22 protein-coding genes are annotated in these 17,685 nt (G+C 43.6%); 8 read left to right on the top strand and 14 right to left on the bottom strand.

The genetic code is table 11. From position 1 onward, the window contains the following. Nucleotides 1-15: 15 nt before the first annotated feature. Complete coding sequence (locus tag CTT30_RS15955; protein WP_252037089.1) at nt 16-909, bottom strand: LysR family transcriptional regulator; 894 nt, start codon at nt 907-909, stop codon at nt 16-18. 192 nt (nt 910-1,101) lie between these two features. Here CTT30_RS15955 and maoP point away from each other — a divergent pair, with 192 nt between their 5' ends. Continuing rightward, nucleotides 1,102-1,458 carry a MaoP family protein gene (gene maoP / locus CTT30_RS15950; protein ID WP_239835772.1) on the top strand — a complete coding sequence of 119 codons (357 nt, stop codon included), beginning with the start codon at nt 1,102-1,104 and terminating at the stop codon, nt 1,456-1,458. Nucleotides 1,459-1,505: 47 nt separating this feature from the next. On the opposite strand, the gene CTT30_RS15945 is transcribed toward maoP, so the two are convergent. After that, nucleotides 1,506-1,757, bottom strand: a complete 252-nt coding sequence (locus CTT30_RS15945) for a DUF3081 domain-containing protein (RefSeq protein ID WP_019277322.1) — start codon at nt 1,755-1,757, stop codon at nt 1,506-1,508. 242 nt (nt 1,758-1,999) lie between these two features. Here CTT30_RS15945 and CTT30_RS15940 point away from each other — a divergent pair, with 242 nt between their 5' ends. The 3 genes from CTT30_RS15940 to CTT30_RS15930 all read left to right on the top strand — a co-directional run bounded on the left by CTT30_RS15940 (nt 2,000) and on the right by CTT30_RS15930 (nt 2,735). After that, nucleotides 2,000-2,137 (top strand): hypothetical protein, encoded by a 138-nt coding sequence (locus CTT30_RS15940; protein WP_252037088.1) that lies wholly within the window; start codon nt 2,000-2,002, stop codon nt 2,135-2,137. 112 nt (nt 2,138-2,249) lie between these two features. Next, complete coding sequence (locus CTT30_RS15935) at nt 2,250-2,396, top strand: hypothetical protein (RefSeq protein ID WP_252037087.1); 147 nt, start codon at nt 2,250-2,252, stop codon at nt 2,394-2,396. Beyond that, a complete protein-coding gene (locus CTT30_RS15930) occupies nt 2,397-2,735 on the top strand; it encodes a sensor histidine kinase (protein ID WP_252037086.1) in 339 nt (112 codons plus the stop codon). 66 nt (nt 2,736-2,801) lie between these two features. Here the strand turns inward: CTT30_RS15930 and ahcY are convergent, their stop codons facing one another. From ahcY to CTT30_RS15885, 9 genes are all read right to left on the bottom strand, one after another. Then, nucleotides 2,802-4,085 carry an adenosylhomocysteinase gene (ahcY, locus tag CTT30_RS15925; protein WP_252037085.1) on the bottom strand — a complete coding sequence of 428 codons (1,284 nt, stop codon included), beginning with the start codon at nt 4,083-4,085 and terminating at the stop codon, nt 2,802-2,804. Between the two features lie 8 nt (nt 4,086-4,093). After that, complete coding sequence (locus tag CTT30_RS15920) at nt 4,094-5,278, bottom strand: multidrug effflux MFS transporter (RefSeq protein ID WP_252037084.1); 1,185 nt, start codon at nt 5,276-5,278, stop codon at nt 4,094-4,096. After that, a complete protein-coding gene (locus tag CTT30_RS15915; protein WP_252037083.1) occupies nt 5,275-5,781 on the bottom strand; it encodes a cupin domain-containing protein in 507 nt (168 codons plus the stop codon). The genes CTT30_RS15920 and CTT30_RS15915 overlap by 4 nt, the downstream gene beginning before the upstream one ends. Before the next feature lie 531 nt (nt 5,782-6,312). Then, entirely contained in the window at nt 6,313-7,701 is a 1,389-nt protein-coding gene (locus CTT30_RS15910) for an SLC13 family permease (protein WP_252040113.1), read from the bottom strand. A gap of 161 nt (nt 7,702-7,862) precedes the next feature. Beyond that, nucleotides 7,863-8,711: an alpha/beta hydrolase gene (locus tag CTT30_RS15905; RefSeq protein WP_252037082.1), complete on the bottom strand. Its 849-nt coding sequence runs from the start codon at nt 8,709-8,711 to the stop codon at nt 7,863-7,865. A 116-nt stretch (nt 8,712-8,827) separates the two neighbouring features. Then, nucleotides 8,828-9,415, bottom strand: coding sequence for a TetR/AcrR family transcriptional regulator (locus CTT30_RS15900; RefSeq protein ID WP_171747777.1), 588 nt, complete (start codon nt 9,413-9,415; stop codon nt 8,828-8,830). Between the two features lie 230 nt (nt 9,416-9,645). Continuing rightward, nucleotides 9,646-10,170: a DNA mismatch repair protein gene (locus tag CTT30_RS15895; protein ID WP_252037561.1), complete on the bottom strand. Its 525-nt coding sequence runs from the start codon at nt 10,168-10,170 to the stop codon at nt 9,646-9,648. Further along, complete coding sequence (locus tag CTT30_RS15890) at nt 10,170-10,556, bottom strand: MAPEG family protein (protein WP_239875024.1); 387 nt, start codon at nt 10,554-10,556, stop codon at nt 10,170-10,172. Before CTT30_RS15890 ends, CTT30_RS15895 begins: the two co-directional genes overlap by 1 nt. 97 nt (nt 10,557-10,653) lie before the next feature. Then, on the bottom strand, nt 10,654-10,965 hold the full coding sequence (locus CTT30_RS15885) for an ArsR/SmtB family transcription factor (protein ID WP_239869435.1): 312 nt from the start codon (nt 10,963-10,965) through the stop codon (nt 10,654-10,656). Nucleotides 10,966-11,207: 242 nt separating this feature from the next. Here CTT30_RS15885 and CTT30_RS15880 point away from each other — a divergent pair, with 242 nt between their 5' ends. Next, nucleotides 11,208-11,348, top strand: a complete 141-nt coding sequence (locus tag CTT30_RS15880) for an entericidin EcnAB (RefSeq protein ID WP_239835760.1) — start codon at nt 11,208-11,210, stop codon at nt 11,346-11,348. A gap of 76 nt (nt 11,349-11,424) precedes the next feature. On the opposite strand, the gene CTT30_RS15875 is transcribed toward CTT30_RS15880, so the two are convergent. Further along, on the bottom strand, nt 11,425-12,330 hold the full coding sequence (locus CTT30_RS15875; RefSeq protein ID WP_252037081.1) for an EamA family transporter: 906 nt from the start codon (nt 12,328-12,330) through the stop codon (nt 11,425-11,427). 549 nt (nt 12,331-12,879) lie between these two features. Here CTT30_RS15875 and CTT30_RS15870 point away from each other — a divergent pair. Beyond that, the gene (locus CTT30_RS15870) at nt 12,880-14,145 is read left to right on the top strand and encodes a RidA family protein (protein ID WP_252037080.1); all 1,266 of its coding nucleotides are present in this window, start codon (nt 12,880-12,882) and stop codon (nt 14,143-14,145) included. Between the two features lie 60 nt (nt 14,146-14,205). On the opposite strand, the gene CTT30_RS15865 is transcribed toward CTT30_RS15870, so the two are convergent. Beyond that, nucleotides 14,206-15,150, bottom strand: a complete 945-nt coding sequence (locus CTT30_RS15865) for an NADP-dependent oxidoreductase (protein ID WP_252037079.1) — start codon at nt 15,148-15,150, stop codon at nt 14,206-14,208. Nucleotides 15,151-15,256: 106 nt separating this feature from the next. On the opposite strand from CTT30_RS15865, the gene CTT30_RS15860 reads away from it, so the two are divergent. Next, nucleotides 15,257-16,189 (top strand): LysR family transcriptional regulator, encoded by a 933-nt coding sequence (locus CTT30_RS15860; RefSeq protein WP_252037078.1) that lies wholly within the window; start codon nt 15,257-15,259, stop codon nt 16,187-16,189. Nucleotides 16,190-16,257: 68 nt separating this feature from the next. Here CTT30_RS15860 and CTT30_RS15855 read toward each other — a convergent pair whose 3' ends face one another. Beyond that, complete coding sequence (locus tag CTT30_RS15855; protein ID WP_252037077.1) at nt 16,258-16,629, bottom strand: YybH family protein; 372 nt, start codon at nt 16,627-16,629, stop codon at nt 16,258-16,260. Between the two features lie 100 nt (nt 16,630-16,729). On the opposite strand from CTT30_RS15855, the gene CTT30_RS15850 reads away from it, so the two are divergent. Continuing rightward, nucleotides 16,730-17,596 (top strand): LysR family transcriptional regulator, encoded by an 867-nt coding sequence (locus CTT30_RS15850; protein ID WP_252037076.1) that lies wholly within the window; start codon nt 16,730-16,732, stop codon nt 17,594-17,596. Nucleotides 17,597-17,685: the final 89 nt, after the last annotated feature.

Raw genomic sequence — 17,685 nt, 5'->3', positions numbered from 1 at the left:
CCGAGGCCTTGTTTATTATTCATCAAGTGGCAAGTCAGCCATTTGCTGTAAAGAGTAGGCTGTTATAGGGTCGATATCTTTGACTAACTCCTCAACCTGTCTGATCGCTTCTACGGATGAACTCGCCTTGCGATAACTTAAGTAGATAGGTCGGTGCCAATCCTCAACACCCGCTACTTTATATAGCTGACCACTTGTAATAAACGGTTCAACTAACGATACAGGTAAGTAAGCACTTCCTCCCTTTTCAAGGATGAAATCCATTGCAATACGTGCTGTTGATGTTCTTAGATAAGGCGCAGGAATTTTAGGATGTCGCTCAGCGTGCTCTGACGCAAACTTGGTTCCCCAATCAACATAAGCATATTTATCCTCAAATACACTTTGTAATGTATGTTCCTCCGTTGACACCAATACCAAAACGATATCAGCCACCTTTTTACAATGCAGCTCATCTGCTTTTATCTGGTCAAATGCAAATGCCATATCAAGGGTTCTTTCTTGCAAGCTGCGATTGAGAGCTTCGCGTCCCATCACTTCAGCGATAAAGCCGTAACCACCGAAAGAGTCTGTCACAATGCTCAAGCAGTTCTGCAAATAGGCATCCCAAATATTTGGCGTCCCGCCCATCGTCAGTTGTAATGCTTTTCCATTTTCCAGTGATAGTTCTAACTTTGCTTGCTGCAGTGTCGTTACCATGACGTCTGCATAACTCACCAGACGCTCACCCGATGACGTTAATTTAATGTTGTTTCGATCGCGAATAAACAGCTGGGTATCAAAATAGCTTTCTAACTGTTTAATGCGTGCACTCACTGCTGCCTGTGTGATGTACAGGTTCTCGGCCGCACGTCCGAAGTGACGTACATTGGCCAGTTCTAAAAATGTTTTAAAGACTTTGACGTCCATCGAAATACCTCAGTTAAGGGCGATAAAGGCTAACCATAATGGATTTCACTTATTTTCCCATTAAACAAACTGTTACCTAACGTTCATAAAAGTGTTTAATTGAAACGATAAAAAGGTTTTGTTTTTCTTTTGTTAAATTTACGCCTACTTTTCGTTTTAGTTCAACCCAGTAGGTTTATAGAGGCTACCAAAATGTCTGACACTCTATTTCGTCACGGCAAAAAACGTTTTTATGACAACACAAAATTTCCACGCGGCTTTGCCAAGTCTGGAGATTTTACGCTTGCAGAAGAGGAAATCCTAACGCTTTATGGGGATACCATGCAGGGTTTGGAAATGGGGATACTTGAACCTGAAAATGCGGAAGAAAAGCATTTTCTTAAGGTGATAGAAAACCCAGGTAAAGCGAAGTCAAAACTGGAGCGAGTCTGGCTGAAGTACGTGCAGTTAGCACGTGGTCGAAAGCGCTTCCACACCCTCAATGGTCGTAATAAGCCTGATGCCAGTGAGGATTATTCTGAAGAGGTCAGCTTGGCCGAAGAAGATTAACAATAAACAAAGCCCCATTCCTCGGGGCTTTCATTTTAACTAAGACATTATTTCGCGAGTGTGGCGACTTTCTTGAGGAAAGTGTCTCGCAAGTGCTCCTGATCGTATTCCAAATGATAAGTATTGTGGAAGCCAATCTTAAGCTCAACGCCATTACCACGCAGATACACACTGTACCCATCGTAGTCCGAGAAGGCTTCTACTCCTTCGTACATCTTGCCGTATTCAGTCGGCGTCCCATTTGCCATCACCGTCTCGTACGCGTGAAGTATTTTGGTCGGGTCGAGTTCGTTTTTCATCACTTGCTCTCCGTGGTTATACCTCTTAAGTATGGGTAACACGTCTACTTTTCGCCATTGTAGACCTTGAGCAAAGTCAAAAGTTCAGCAATTTATCTTTCAGCGTATAGCCCAAAAATATTCATCGCCCGCAAGAACAGTTAGATGAATTATTTGTAATGTTCAGGTCAGAAGGGATTTAGGTCCATCACGTAATCTTGTCTGGGTCAACACAATATCCCTTACAGATCGAGGATTATACTATGTTTAAATCATCTCTTGCTTTCATTTGCCTTTCACTCACTATGATCACACCAGCAATGGCAGGCGAGAGCCAAAGCGGATCAGATAGACGTCGTCGAAAATGGCAAGCTGGCCCTTATCAGGGTCATGTAGTCTGACTACGACGTCAACTTCCGACCGCATGATGCCGGAAGTCGACGGCTTACAAATGGTGAAAGCGATTCGTTCCAGTGATAAAGAGACACCTATCCTAACCCTCAGTTGGTTGATTTGGAAGTCACACTCGGAAAACTGATCCACGCCTTTAATACGCTGCTGAGAATCAACCGTCTTAAACGAGGTAGCGAAACACTCAACCTGACGCTAAATCTAATGCCCGATTTACAAGTCATGGCAAACGATGAGCTGCTGCTTTAAGTGTTATGTAATCTGATTGGTAACGCAGTAAAATTCTCCCCAACGGAGGGAAGCATTGAAATCACTACTTATGCAGATAATGGTCACACCGCATTGACCATTACCGATCAGGGTGGCGGCGTGGAAGCGCAGGGCTTAACTAAGCTCGGTCAAAAGTTCTTCAGGCAGGAAGCTAGCCGCTCAACAGAGGGCAATGGATTGGGGCTAAGTTTCGTCACCAGTGCCATAGAAAAAATGTCCGGCGAAGTTAAGTTCAGTAACGCAACTCTCAACCACCAGCGAGGCCTGAAGGTGGAGGTTAGGTTAAAAGTGTCAGCAATACGAAAAGGAGAAAACTGAGAGAGGATGCTTTAATAGTCTTGACTTTAGGATGGAAAAGCCACTTCATCAAGAAGTGGCCAAAGTCTAATAGCGGTAAAAGTCTGGCTTGAAGGGACCATTCGTAGACACACCGATAAACTGGGCTTGCTCTTCAGAAAGAACACTTAACTTAGCTCCAAGGTGCTCTAAGTGGTAACGTGCAACCTGCTCATCTAGCGTCCTCGGAATCGAGTGCACCCCAGGCGCATAGTCTTCTGCTCTGCACCAGAGTTCTATCTGAGCCAATAGTTGATTGGAAAAGGAGGTTGACATGACGAAACTAGAATGCCCTCCAACACAAGCTAAATTTGCTGGAGCCCCATTGCCCACTAAAAAGATCGACTTATCTCTGGAAACCTTGTAGCTACTGAGCGTTGTAGTTAATTCGGTTCGAGGGAGAGAGTTTAGTGTCTCCACGTCAATTTCATCGTTAAAGTTGCCCATATTACATAATACAGCCCTATCCCTCATAAATTTAAAGTGTTTAGTATCAATAACATGCCTATTACCAGTAGCAGTAACAAATATATGAGAGTTACTACAGGCATGATCCATACTTACAACTTCAAAGCCATCCATACTGGCTTGTAGCGCTGAAATAGGATCTACTTCTACAACCTGAACGCGCATCCCGTTGCCCCGCAGTGCTCGGCAACAACCTTTACCAACATCACCATAACCTATAACCGTCGCTACCTTTCCTGCGAGTAGCATTCCTGTTGCTGCTTTTAAGGCATCAACGAGAGACTCGTGACAGCCATAGATATTATCGAACTTTGATTTAGTAATAGAGTTATTGACGACGATAGCCGGAGAATACAGTTCCCCCATCTTTTCAAGCTTATTCAACTCAAAAAGGCCGGATGTCGTTTCTTCAGTAATACCTCGAATCCCTTCCCACATTTCTGGGTGTTGCTCTGAAAGATAAGACGTCAGTTCTGCACCATCATCCAAAATCATATTTGGAGTCCAGCTCGGATCACCTTTTAAAACTTGTTCTTTACACCAGTTAAACTCTTCCTCTGACTGGCCGTACCAAGCAAAGACAGGGACACCATTCTCAACGATAGCGGCAGCTGCCGCATCACAAGTGGAAAAACGATTACTCGAACACCAACGTACATCTGCACCTAAGTCAGTAAGTGCATTAATCAACACGGCAGTTTCTGTAGTCATATGAAGACACCCAGCAATACGTGCCCCTGTAAGTGGTTTATCGGTACGAAGTTCCTCTACTATTTGAGAAAGTCCCGGCATTTCGTAAAAAGCTAGATTGATATTATTTTGGCCTTCAATGCCCTGTTCAATATTTTTTATTTTATATTTCATGACGTATTTTACTGGCTATACTGAGTAGCTCTTGAGGTAGGTTTTCTAAAAAATAGACTTGCGAGAATACTTAGCAGAGCAAAGCAAGCCACTGTGATTGAAATTGAATGAGCTCCAGTTGGGAATAACATACCAACGATAATTCCTACAACAGAAGTCAGCGTAAACTGCATGAAGCCTAGCACTGCTGAAGCTTTTCCTGCACAATCAGGGAATGGAGAAAGAGCCAAACCGATAGCACTTCCTAAACAAAATGAAAAACCAAAGCTACCTACTGAAACAATAACTAAATAAATATAAATATTTTCCGGGTTAGGTATCAATAAAAATAGCACTGAAGCGATAAGAAGAAACGTCAAACCCAAGTTACATGTAACCTTAGGTGAATAACGACTAATAACCTTAGTCGCACAATAGGATGCTAAAATAATTAGCAATGCGTTTCCGCCAAATACTAGAGAAAACACGGTTGGTGTTAGACCTAGGTTGTCAATAAGTAATACTGGAGATTTAACTACGTACTGAACAATGAATGCCATGGAAGACATTGATGCCAATGCGTAAGTAAGGAATCTTTTATTAGTAACAATACTAGCGTAACTTCGATTATACTCTGCCCTACCAGATACGGTGTTTGTCTCTACCATTCGACTCCATGAGAATAATAAAGTAGTAATCGACATTACTGAAAGTAAAATAAAGCAGTATCGCCAGCCAAAACTAACAGCAATAAATCCACCTAACAAAGGAGCCAGTGCAGGTACTAAGCTTTGCGCTCCATTTAACAACGAATATATACGAGCACTTTCGGACTCATCGTAAATATCCCTAACCACTGCCAGTGCGGTTACAGCACACCCACAAGCACCAAACCCCTGTAGCAACCGGCTTACCATTAACATTTCAATACTGGTAGAGACACTTGCCAACACTGATGCAGCTACATAAACGATAAGTGAAAATATAGCAACAGGCTTTCTTCCGTATTTGTCTGACTTCGCGCCTAGTATTAGCTGCCCAAGCCCCATGCTTATCATGTAAAGAAATATCCCTAATTGAACATTATTTACAGAAGTAGACAAATCTTCAGAAATTGTTTTTACTGCTGGCAAATAAATATCAATTGGCATTGAATTCAACACCATAAATACCATTAATAACGGTAAAACCATTTTATGGTTTAATGTACTCATGCTTGCCCCATAATTCTTGATATCAGTTCTATTTTCTCAGGGAAATAATTCATTAGCTCTTCTTTATTCGCTAGCTCCCAGTCAGAGAATTCGAAGCCAGGAGACGTTGTACATCCCACTAAAGAAAACTTGGACTTATCTTTTAGCTCAGCAGCAAACCATACATTTTTGGGAACCAAAGCCTGATAAGCAGCATCAGAGTGGCTAAGAGAACATCCCAGATCTAATTTCTGATAGCCTTTATTTGGATCAAGAATATGTAGGATAACACTACAACCAGTATAATGGTGCCACAATTCATCTTGTTTTAATCGATGGAACATCGAAACATTTTCTTTTTCTAAAAGATAATATATAGATGTTTTATAAACATGCTTACCACTGAACCTCTCTGGTGGGCAGTCTAATATTTCTTCTGAACGATAATTCTCAGAAAAATACCCCCCCTCTGGATGTGGTTTTAAATTGAACTTATCAACTAAATATTTAACTTCTGAAGGCATAATCTTTAATTCTTATTAATCAGGGCGATGAATTATATTTACATATATATAAACTACAAATATAAATCATACCCACCTTCATGTAATGTGAGCCTTCAAACATTAATGAGGATATTAAATTACAATTATACTTATAAGAGTTAATTAGAAGACAATACATGCTCTAAACCCTACTCACCATTATTAGAATGATGCTTTATATAGCATTGACTGTCGGATAACGACATCGCTCGTCCACCTCGGAGGCTACCAGCTATATGAACGCATTGGTTAGCTTAAATGGGCTCGCAACCAAGCAAAATTCAATACCAAAGCACTCTATAGTCATTGCATTTGGGCCAGTTTCTGATGATGACAATCAATCGTTGATGCGAATTCAGACACTGCGACACGCTATAAGCAACCATTGTGTTCCATTGTAGATTGGCAACAGAATGAGCCATTCAACTGAGGCAATGGCTTAGAGAGAAGGTTAAATTGAAGAAATCTTAATCAGAGATAAAAAGGGAGCTTTCAACAGCTCCCTTTCTATTACGCCCAGAATGTCATGGCGATAAAGGTAAGTGCGACAATACACGCGATATTGAGGATCAGGCCGACGCGCATCATTTCACTTTGCTGAACATGCCCAGAGCCAAACACAATAGCATTGGGTGGGGTGGCGACAGGCAACATAAAGGCACAAGATGCCGCTACGGCGATCAATACAGACAGTACCACTGGCGATAATCCAAATGCTTCTGCCACGCTTGCAAATACGGGGATAAGCAGCGCCGCACTAGCGGTGTTACTGGCGAACTCGGTCAGGAAGACTACAAATACAGCGATCACTGCAACGATGAAGAAGATGCCTAGGTGTGAAATTAACTCACTCAAACCGTTGGCTAAGAAAACGCTGGTACCGGTTGCTTTAAGCACGTTGCTCAGGCAGATACCACCACCAAACAACAACAGCACTCCCCAGTCTGCCGTCTTCTCGATATCTTTCCAATGCACCACGCGAGCAAAGTTAACCGCAACAATCGCACCCAAAGCGACAACTGTATCGAACTTAGCATACCCGCCAATCAACGCATTGATTGGCTTACTGAAAATCCACAGACAAACCGTTACAGCAAAAATGCCCAAGGTAACAATTTTGCCTTTATCCCAGTTTACTGGTTCATGGTTAAGTTCAAACTGACCTTTCAGATCTGGCTTAAGCACCATAAACAGCACAGCGACAGCGATAGGCAGCAAGATGATGGCAGTCGGTAGGCCAAAGCTCATCCAATCTGTAAAACTCAGACCCACCTCTGCTGCTGCAATGGCATTTGGTGGGCTGCCAACGATGGTCGCGATACCGCCGATACTGGCGCTGTAAGCGATCCCAAGCAGGACAAACACATAAGTTTTGTGGCCACTTTCGGAATTCACTTTGCTCAAAACACCCAGCACTAACGGCAACATCATCGCAGTGGTCGCGGTATTACTGATCCACATTGACAGCGCTGCAGTCACACCAAACAGCATAAAGACCGCGACACTCATCTTTCCTTTAGCGATGAGCAACACTTTATCGGCTATGACTTTATCTAGCCCCTGACGGTGCATCGCCGCAGCCAATGCAAAACCACCAAGAAACAGAAAGATGATGGAATTAGCAAAATTATTTAGGGCCGTTTGAGTATCAAACACACCAAACAAAACTGCCATTACAGGCACCAAAATAGCGGTAACGGTTACATGCAGTGCTTCAGTGAGCCAAAGGATGGCGATAAACGTTAACATGCTCAGACCAAGAACGACCTGAGGTTCGAAGGGCAGTGTAAAGTAGAGGGTCGCGAATAAGGCGATATTGGCGAGAACAATCAGGCTGTTGCGGTTTAACAGCCACTCCCGAGTGTTTGTGGGCAATGGAACACTATCATTTCTATTCATTATTATATTTCCTCATGAGGGCCAGATGGCAATGCAAATGGTCCCACATAAGCTCATGAGGAAATATTTTTCATTTCGAAATTGTTAACCATATCAAAAACAAGGTTAACCCTGTTAACACAATGAAATAAATGGAGTTTTATTTATAGCCAATTTGTCTATTATGCAATCAATTCATCAAAACCTTGCATAACTTGAGGGCATTTCATTACTCTGCCATGGCCTTGTCCCTGAGTCGCGACCAAGGTGACATTTTCCATGTCCTGTGCCGCCTTCTGCGATACAGAGAACTTAGTAAATTTATCCCCTTCGTCATGCACTATGATGGTTTTCGACTGGCGTAATTTCAGTTTGTTGTAGGGGTCAATCGACTGAATCGGATAGCGGTATTGCTCCTCCACTTCAGAGACTACCGCACTAAACAAACGCATTGAGTAGCCTGAGCGAGCGACGCTGCCAAACAGGTTATCAAGGTAATCCAATACCGGAGCGATAAGCAGTAATGGCTTGTCGACCAATTTCTGATGGTGGCACTCAATCGCTGAAGCAGTTCCCATACTGTGGCCCACTAAACCTGCCACTTCATCAACGCTATCAAGAATTGCCTCCAAACCGTGTACAAACGCCGGAATATGCCCGTATAAGCCGCCGCTTTCACCATGTCCGGGATGATCATACGCCAGTGCGGTATAGCCCTGTGAAGCGATATGCTCCATCAATGGGAAGAACTGGCTCGCTGTACCAGACCAACCATGAGTGAGCACCCAAACCGGGCCTTGACCGAGTTGATAGGTCTTAAGCGGCCCTTCTTTAGATTCAACTTCACCCATGACTAAGCCTTCCGGTTGAACATTCTTTGGTTTCGTTCTCGCTGGCGTCAGCAGCAATTTGCGAGCCGTCTGCTTTGCGTGACTCGGTGCCAACGTATGATGCAAGCGTGTCGTCAGGTTAACCAAACTCTTCTTAACGCTAAACTTGTTCGAGGTATTAAAATAAATCTTCTCACTCATGGTCGTTATCCTTTTCGGGTTCGCCTCACTAAAAAGCGAACGACCGTGCTATTTTTAGTTAAATTATTGGCTGAGCCTAGTTCTCATTCAGACTAATGGCTCAGCCAGCTAAATGCTTATTTCCAGCTTGTCATCATGCGTTCAACACCTTGCCAGAAATGTTGGTAGCTCTCGTGCTCTCCGTGAATCGAATAGAACAGGTGAGCACTTAAATACAAACCATACAACTCAAACGTGGCCTGCTTCGGGTCAAGATCTTGGCGAAACTCACCATTTTCTACCCCTTTTGCGACCTGAATTCTCAAGTACTCGACCCAAGTCGCGATGGTTTTTTTCAATGCTTGTTGCGTTGGGTTCGCTTCTGGATTGGTCTCTTTCCATGCATCCAAAAACATGCAGCTGCCCTGAAATGAATGATTCCAACCAAGCCAATTATCCAGCAGAGTACGAATCTTTTGCTCCTGACGAAGAGCGCTTTGCTCTCTCGCTGGTGCAATCACCCGTTGGGTAAAAATCAGGTTCGCATGCTCCAAAACCGCGATCTGTAAGTTATCTTTGGAGTTAAAATGAGCAAACAAACCACTTTTCGACATACCGCATTGCTTGGCCAACTCACCGATCGTCAGGCTTTCCAACCCGTTCTCGCTCGCCAATTCAAATGCCTTACTCAGGATATTGTCTCGGGTTACTTTACCTTTGCTCATCATACTCTCACTTATTCACTCTTGTTATTTTTAGCACGTTCGTACTTTTTTGCAATCTATAAATATCTACACAAACAAAAATTCACCGTAAGAATGTAATATATGTAGAGCCGAGACTTACTAGCTCAATATCCCGTGAAAGCCCAAGTTGTTTGACCTAGGAGCCGTCTATGAATTTTGATGATAAATATCACTGGATTGATGGCCATAATGGAGGCGCTTTTGTTTAATCAGGGTTTTCTGTCCAAGTCTCGCGCCAGAATCAAAGTCAGGCCAAAGACTTGTAAAAACAAACCGATGTTTTTGTACCAAGCAATTTTTTCATTTAATTCTGCCATGACTTCAGAAAGACCAAGGTTTTTCAAATAGTACTCATCTATTTGATTACGATAGCTCTTTTGAGCCTGATTAATTTGCATCATTAATGGACTCAGATTTTCGCGGCTGATCGGCGGAACGCTTCCACCTAACCAAGCACTGAGTGGGCCTTGCAGCGCAGTTTGTAAGGCGTCATCGATCTTGTTTTCGCCAACCTGACTGAGGTGCAGCAAAATCGCTTCGCGTTTACGCTCCAAAGTTTCGACACTGTTCCACGCGAGTTGAATCGAATAGAGGTTGTCGTCTTTCTGCTCTGCAAGCGCCGCGATCTGTGCACTCAACCTATCCAACACCACACTCGACATAACTATTGCGAGTATGTTGAGAATAAGACCTACCAGAACTAACGACCATGCTGGTGGAACTTTGAAAGGCACTACCATAATTTCCCAAATGGCAGATAAACGAGGTTAAGGATGATAAGCACGGCCATCACCAAAAAGGTCAGCTTCATACCGGTAATTCGACCTTTGAGCTTCTCAGCTAATACCGCCTTAGCGTGCATAACCCTGCCAATCACAAATACAATCCCAGCCAAGTGGATCATCCAAGGGCTAGCACCGTTAAACTCAACCATCGCCATTAAAAACAAAGTGATTGGGATATAGTCCATCGCATTGCCTTGAGCACTGCGAGCCACCTGCAGGGCACTCACTCCGCCATCTGCATAAGCAACCTTAGAACTGCGACGCTGCTTGATTACCTGTATCGATAGCCATATCATCAATGCAGCTAATATCGATGCGTAAAGCGCTGTAATCATAAGTATTTCTCCCTGTAACTCTGATTATTGTAGAGAATAATTTCAGAAGTTATGGAGAAAATCTATTAAAAAGCACTGATAAATAGGCTAGATGAGCTCAAGTTTTAAAACCTGGCTCGCAACGTTCATCAGCACAGCACTCATCTTGTAAGAAGCTAATCACACCTTCAAGGCACTGATACTCTGCTACACAATAAAGCGTTCTACCTTCACGACGCTGGCTAATTAAATTCGCCGACGCCAAGCTAGAGATATGATGAGATAACGTTGAACCTGGAATAGCCAACTCCTCTTGGATAGCGCCAACAGCAATTCCCTGATACCCTGCTTTGACCACTCTTTTATAGATAGACAGGCGCGTTGGGTGGCCCAATTCTTTCAACGCCTTTGCAACAACTCCCAGCTCCATTACTCCCCCTACACAAAAGCACAAAAGTTATATTTCTAAAATAATCGAAATATATGCATTTTTCAACGCTCGCCATCTCCTTAGAAAGGCCAATCTACTTTTGTGTGGTTACACTTTCATCGACCTGCACAAAGTTCGTTCATTCACTTCGTTTTCGGGAAGGAAATCTGATATAGAGTTCCCCCTTACTCTGCTCATTTTTGATATAGTCATACAATAATGTGTTCATTAAGGGATAAAAAATGAGAGTTTCATTGATTGCGACAGTGATGGTACTACTGATTGGTGGTTGTTCTAACACATGGCAAGGTGTCAAAGAGGATTCATCGCAAGTATGGGATGACACTAAGCAAGCCATTCACGAAGCCACCGCTGAAGAGTAAATCGACGTCCTTTCTCAAAGCCAGCGCTCAGAGGCACTGTCTGATACAAGAATAGAAATGGTATGCCCTAGGGGAGTTAAAGCCGCTGTGTCACTCCCTTTAATTTTATGCGCTGGGATATGAAGGTATAAAGCCGAGAGCCTAACACTGAAGCTGATAAACCAAATAAAATCAGTGCCCCTCCTAGCATTTCTAAGTTACTCAATTGTTCATTCAAAAGTAGGCTTGAGCCGACAATACCCACTACAGGTATCAATAACGCAAAAGGTGTAACAACTGCGGTTGGGTAGTTTTTCAGTAGCCAGCCCCACAAAGCAAAAGCAGCCAAAGTTGAGATATAGCTAACGTACAGCAAAGACAACCAAGATTTTTCTGTCGTTGCTAATAACAGCGATACAGGTTGGTTTGTTTCGAAATGCCAAGAAACTAAGAACAACGGAATTGGAGGAATCAAACTCACCCAAACCATGAAATGCAGTAAGTTCACATCGCCCATTCGTTTCATGATCAGATTGGAGACTGACCAAAATCCAGCGGCACATAGAATAAGCGTTATCCCTAATGTCGTTGCATTGCCTCCCGCGGTGTAGAAGAAGAAACTAAATCCAATACAAGCGAGTACCATACCGAATAATTGAAACCGATTTAGTGACTCTTTCCACAGCAATACACTGAGCAAAATGGTGAACACAACCTGAGCTTGCAGTAATAGCGAGGAAAGCCCCGCTGAAACATCAGACTCCATTGCCACAAATAGAAAGCTAAATTTAAGGACACCTAAAAATACGCCGACACCAAGCACATTCCAAATTGAGGTTTTAGGGAATGGAATAAAAAATACCGCAGGTATAGCCACTACAAGAAACCGCAGCCCAGAAAATAAAATCGGTGGGATTTCTTCGAGGCCGAACTTAATAACAGAAAAGTTTAACCCCCAAATCAACACAACTAAAACCACACCAATCAGACTTTTGAAATCCATTCCCACCTCTGTCGTTTCTTATTATTCTGCCAAGCGTTAATATACGCCCAGTTTATCTTTTTATCTCAGATTTTCTATCGAACCCCATCAAATACAGAGCCTCCACCTCCATTGTCGTAACCTCCAAGCGATTCCATGACAGCTTTATTCAGCACTATTGGATAGTATTTATGCGTCTATTTGGGAATAAACAACACCCTCAAAATAGCTAAAGGGGCTCGAAAGCAAGATTCTTGTGAGCTCACTACCAGAACAGAGAGAAATGTCGACTCCTAAATAATTTTAAAACGGATTAGCTATTCACTGGGGTTGAAACATTTCAGTTAAAACCAGAGTCACTCCCAGCAGGAATAATTATTTCTGGATAATTAATCGATTAGCGAATAAATATCCTATTTTTAAATTTCCTGGTCGGCAAAGTGGATTTTGATTTTTATCACAATTACCCACTGACTATTCACCTACTATCTCGTCACTTTCATCCAACAACATTAACCCTGCCAAAGATACAAAGATATCTATGGACAACCTAAAAGGATAGAAATTGACATGAATGGCGGTATTATTAAAGTTTCCAAAAACACCGAGCGTGCACCCATCAATGCACATTCTTCACAAACCGTGGCCTTTTCCCACTACAACAACTTATCGGCCCAATTACCCATCATTCCAGAAACTGGGGACGTTGTTACAGGTAGCATCACAGAGCAGGCGAAGCAGTGTCTTGAAAACATTAAAGCCATCGTTGAAAGTATCGATCACAGTATGGAAGATGTGGTCAAAATCAACATATTCCTCAAAAGCATGGACGACCTAGACGTTGTCAATGAAGTTTACGCCAGTTACTTTAAGCAATCACTGCCAGCTCGTACGGCACTGGCTGTTTCAGACTTGCCTTTGAGTGATGCCCTTATTCAGATGGACGCCCTCATTTCAAACGGAGAAGGTACCGATCCGCAAGCCCCATGCGACCTTGTTAAGTTATCAAGAAACACCGAAGTCGCCCCACTGAACCCTTATTCGACTCATACCGTGGCCTTTTCTCATTACAATAACCTGTCAGCCCAATTACCTGTCGATCCAACAACAGGCAGCTTAGTGTCTGGAGGAGTAAAGCCGCAGGCACAGCAATGTTTGAAGAACCTAAAAGCCGTAATGGAAAACATCGATGTGCCGTTTGATGATATCGTCAATGTTCGAGTCTATCTGACCAACTTGGCCGATCTCGACGCCATCGATGACGTTTACACAACCTTCTTCCCTGACTCAGCGATTGCCCGTAGTGTGGCTTATATGCCAGCCAGAACCATTGTTTCTGCAACTTCTTTACCAATGGGGGCTCTGGTTCAGATGGATGTGGTGGTTTCCCATGGAGACGGTACCCCACCGCAAGAAGTTGAAGACAGACATGGTATTGTCATTCGAGCACACAATACTGACGGCGCTCCTTTCAATGCACTACACACTCACACAGTGGCGTTTTCTCACTACAACCACATTTCGGCTCAGTTGCCTGTCAATCCTACAACAAACCAGTTGGTTGCGGGTGGTATTGAGGAACAAACACAGCAATGCTTGACCAACATTAAAGCCATTATTGAAAGTATTGATCATGTGATGGATGACATTGTAAAAGTAAATATTCAGTTACGTCACATCAAAGATCTGCACCTTATAGACGACATTTACTCGTCGTTTTTTGAAAGAGAGCTACCAGCAAGAACCGTCATTGGCGTTTCAGACATCGCGATGAATGCCGATGTGCAGATCGACGTCGTCGTTTCTAACGGAGAAGGGACGCCCCCTCGAAGTTAAACAATAAGATAAACGATGATTGGAAAGCCGACTGAGACCGTCGGCTTTCTTACGTTCGAGTCAATATTTCAGCTTAGAGTCCACCGTCAGAACAATCTTTCCTACAGCTTTGTATTGTTCAGAGCGTTTATGAGCGAGCTGAATGTCCTCAAGTGGATAAACCGTATCTATCGGGATAGTTAATTGATGCTCATTGAACAGAGCAAGTACCTTATTAAGATCATCAGCGTTGTTTTCAACCCACATTCTTGTGAACGTTGCACCATTGGTGCCAGCATCACTTTCAGAGAGTTCATCAAACGTTGAAACAATTCGGCCACCCGCCTTCACACAGGGCACCGTTCGATGAAGCAAATCCATACCCCCCTTAGCAACAAAGGCGATATCGTATCTCATCGAAGAGTGCCAATCCGTTTGTGCTTCGCTATACACTTCATCAGCCCCTAGGGACTTTACATATTCCAATTTAATGTCGGAGGCTGTCGCCACAACATGGGCGCCTGCTGCTTTTGCGATTTGTACAGCGAAAGATCCGACACCTCCTGAAGCATTATGAATGAGAACCGTTTGTCCTTGCTTAATGCCAGCATGGGTATGCAAACCTTGCCATGCCGTCACAGAAGCCAATGGTAAAGCCGCGGCTTGGATGAAGCTCATCCGCTCAGGCTTTAGTACGACCAAATCCGCGTTCACAGCGACGTATTCCGCATTAGTCCCCTGCTCAGCAATAGTCGTAAATGACAGCACTTTATCGCCCAGCTCCAAGCCATCAACCTCTGTCCCAACCTGCACAACCACCCCAGAACAATCCCAACCTAGAATCAGTGGAAGAGTGTGAGCACCAGAGTCCGCCATCATGCCGTTACGTATATGAAAATCCACAGGGTTGACTCCAGAAGCCGCGACTTTTATCAATACCTGATTCGCTGAAATTTCTGGTTGATCCAACTGACCAATGTTGAGTTTTACCGCGTCTCCATATTGTTTGATGAATGCTGCTTTCATAACTTTTTCCTTATCTGTGATGAGTACAGCTTCAGTATTCAACGAATAAGCTATTTCTTCTAATTGATAGTTGATATAAAAGTTATTCCAATTAGGAATGAATTGTATGGCCAAAATTGATTTAAATCTGATTGTTATTTTTGATGCAATCATGCGCGAGCAGTCTATCACTATTGCAGCAGAGCAATTAGCGATGACCCAACCTTCAGTGTCTAAAGCGGTATCACGAATGCGTTATGCATGGAAAGATCCTCTGTTTGTCAAACATGGACAAGGAGTCACCCCTACCCCTTATGCAAGGCAGCTATGGCGAGATGTCGCCGACCCGCTCAGTAAGATAAGTCATACCATCTCTCCCCCTAAGTTCGATCCGATGACTTCTTCAACTCAGCTTAGGGTCGCGTTAACCGATGGTATCAGCTGTCTTTTCTGGCCACGGTTACGTACGATTATTGAAGACAGAGCGCAAGCGATTGATCTGTATGCCGTTCCATTTAAGGGGGATGGACAAAAGCTATTACTGGAAGCTGAGGTGGATCTGGTGCTGGATTACTACCCAACAGCGCATGAGCAAGTTTCAGTTCGCCACTTATATGACAATCACTTCACCTGCGTAATGCGCCCCGATCACCTACTGGCTGATGAAACACTCTCTCTGGATACGTTTTGCGGCGCTGATCATTTATTGGTCTCACTCTCCGGTGACCCAAGCGGCGCGGTAGACAGCTGCTTGGCACTCAAAGGACGACACCGACGCGTCGCCATGACCGTCAATAGCTTTTCATCAGCTATGGACTTACTGGAAGAATCCAACCTCATAAGCGTTATGCCTTTCACTGTGGCCAGCAAAGCAATACAGACAGGACGACTGATTCAAAAGCCGATTCCAATCTCCGTTCCTTCCCCCACCATTTCCATTGCTTGGCACCGAAGACATCAGCATAACCAAGCGTTGAAATGGCTAGTCAAAGAGATCGAAACGATTGTTGCAGCAGAACCTAACGTGTTTTCAAATCAAGGAGAGCTACATAAAGCCTGAGCGCCTACTTTCACTTCAGACATTAGTTAAGAAGAAAAGGGGAAACGCTAAGCGTATCCCCTGTTAGATTACCGCTCGCCCAGCACTTCGAATTGATCGTAAGTCAAGCGAGCTTTACCATCTTCCTGCAATGTCCACACTTCTTTATGTACCACACCAAATGCTTTGTTCATCGTCCACTTTGACGACAAGATATAGTTATTGTCATCGACTTTTTCCCATGTCGTATCTGTGTAAGATACATCGCTAAAGCCTTGGTCAATGATGTTTTGCCAAAACGCCTGAATTTGCTCGCGACCTTCAAACGTACCAAATGGCTTGGCGATCATGGTTGTGCCTTCGGCGTATTGCTCTGCACACCCTTTTGCATCCTGACGGTTAAATGCTGCTTTCCACGCTTCGATACCTGCCTGACACGCTTCTAATACTGATTGACTCATTGTGTTTCTCCTTCTTGTCTGATGGGGAGAAGTTTAGGTCTAGGATTAACTAAGAAAAACAGATAAATTAGAAACCACTGTTTGGATAAAGAGAACAATAATGAACAAGCACAAACAAATGATGATCTTCAAAGCGATTGTCGAAGCGGGTTCTATTTCGAAGGCTGCTGACAAATTGGAGTTGTCGAAATCAGTCCTGAGTACTCACCTTAAACAGCTGGAGAGTGAGCTCGCGACCGATCTGTTAAAGCGCACCACTCGTAAGCAGTCACTCACTCCTACGGGCGAAAGGTTTTATCAATATTGCATCACAATCAACGACGTTATGTCGACAGCGTGGGATGACATTCGTCAATTACAAAAAGAGCCCAGCGGCAAGCTATCTATCACCGCCCCCATTGCATTAATGGAGAGTATTGTCGTCCCGGCATTGAGTGATGCTTTTGCTCCTTTTCCCGATGTATCGCTAAACTTAGTCGCAGAAGACAAGCAGTTGGACTTAATGCAACACGACATTGATTTAGCCATTCGAGTTGGCGAGTCGCCGGACAGCAATGTAAAACAGAAGCGTATTGGTCAATTTCGCGACGTACTATGCCAATCCGTAAATAGTAGTCAAGCGCCTGAAACTGCCAAGTACATCGCTAACCACTGGCAGCCCAAAACCATCACACACCGTTTTTACGATACCCAAGGCGTCCGTTCTGCTGAGCTTAAATATATTACCCATCATAAGGTCAACACGGTCAGTCAGGTGGCTAGCCTGATTCAGCAAAATATGGGGGTTGGTTTGCTTCCTGATTTTATGCTCAGTCAATATCCGGACGTGCAACCCTGCTTTAAACAAAAGCAGCTAATACCTAATAATGTCTACGCTCTTCACCCTTATTCTAAATCCCCACCCACATCGGTCATTCGAGCCATAGAAGCGATCGAAAAAAGACTGAAATCCGTGACGGATTTTTGAACAAGCGTTTAACCAAGATCAAGCTTCATGATTATTTCACCTATTGTTCAAACTCTGTGTCCTACAATTGTAAAACGCGTTGGCTAACC

It is taken from the genome of Vibrio coralliilyticus, from assembly GCF_024449095.1.
Lineage (GTDB): Bacteria > Pseudomonadota > Gammaproteobacteria > Enterobacterales > Vibrionaceae > Vibrio > Vibrio coralliilyticus_A.
The sequence above is the reverse complement of the archived record's forward strand: the minus strand, read 5'-3'. Positions and strand labels throughout refer to the sequence as shown.

Excerpts from the sequence above, each read along its gene's own strand:
- CTT30_RS15955 (WP_252037089.1), bottom strand. The coding sequence starts at position 909 with ATGGACGTCAAAGTCTTTAAAACATTTTTAGAACTGGCCAATGTACGT.
- maoP (WP_239835772.1), top strand. The coding sequence starts at position 1,102 with ATGTCTGACACTCTATTTCGTCACGGCAAAAAACGTTTTTATGACAAC.
- CTT30_RS15945 (WP_019277322.1), bottom strand. The coding sequence starts at position 1,757 with ATGAAAAACGAACTCGACCCGACCAAAATACTTCACGCGTACGAGACG.
- CTT30_RS15940 (WP_252037088.1), top strand. The coding sequence starts at position 2,000 with ATGTTTAAATCATCTCTTGCTTTCATTTGCCTTTCACTCACTATGATC.
- ahcY (WP_252037085.1), bottom strand. The coding sequence starts at position 4,085 with ATGAAATATAAAATAAAAAATATTGAACAGGGCATTGAAGGCCAAAAT.
- CTT30_RS15920 (WP_252037084.1), bottom strand. The coding sequence starts at position 5,278 with ATGAGTACATTAAACCATAAAATGGTTTTACCGTTATTAATGGTATTT.
- CTT30_RS15915 (WP_252037083.1), bottom strand. The coding sequence starts at position 5,781 with ATGCCTTCAGAAGTTAAATATTTAGTTGATAAGTTCAATTTAAAACCA.
- CTT30_RS15910 (WP_252040113.1), bottom strand. The coding sequence starts at position 7,701 with ATGAATAGAAATGATAGTGTTCCATTGCCCACAAACACTCGGGAGTGG.
- CTT30_RS15905 (WP_252037082.1), bottom strand. The coding sequence starts at position 8,711 with ATGAGTGAGAAGATTTATTTTAATACCTCGAACAAGTTTAGCGTTAAG.
- CTT30_RS15900 (WP_171747777.1), bottom strand. The coding sequence starts at position 9,415 with ATGAGCAAAGGTAAAGTAACCCGAGACAATATCCTGAGTAAGGCATTT.
- CTT30_RS15890 (WP_239875024.1), bottom strand. The coding sequence starts at position 10,556 with ATGATTACAGCGCTTTACGCATCGATATTAGCTGCATTGATGATATGG.
- CTT30_RS15885 (WP_239869435.1), bottom strand. The coding sequence starts at position 10,965 with ATGGAGCTGGGAGTTGTTGCAAAGGCGTTGAAAGAATTGGGCCACCCA.
- CTT30_RS15880 (WP_239835760.1), top strand. The coding sequence starts at position 11,208 with ATGAGAGTTTCATTGATTGCGACAGTGATGGTACTACTGATTGGTGGT.
- CTT30_RS15875 (WP_252037081.1), bottom strand. The coding sequence starts at position 12,330 with ATGGATTTCAAAAGTCTGATTGGTGTGGTTTTAGTTGTGTTGATTTGG.
- CTT30_RS15870 (WP_252037080.1), top strand. The coding sequence starts at position 12,880 with ATGAATGGCGGTATTATTAAAGTTTCCAAAAACACCGAGCGTGCACCC.
- CTT30_RS15865 (WP_252037079.1), bottom strand. The coding sequence starts at position 15,150 with ATGAAAGCAGCATTCATCAAACAATATGGAGACGCGGTAAAACTCAAC.
- CTT30_RS15860 (WP_252037078.1), top strand. The coding sequence starts at position 15,257 with ATGGCCAAAATTGATTTAAATCTGATTGTTATTTTTGATGCAATCATG.
- CTT30_RS15855 (WP_252037077.1), bottom strand. The coding sequence starts at position 16,629 with ATGAGTCAATCAGTATTAGAAGCGTGTCAGGCAGGTATCGAAGCGTGG.
- CTT30_RS15850 (WP_252037076.1), top strand. The coding sequence starts at position 16,730 with ATGAACAAGCACAAACAAATGATGATCTTCAAAGCGATTGTCGAAGCG.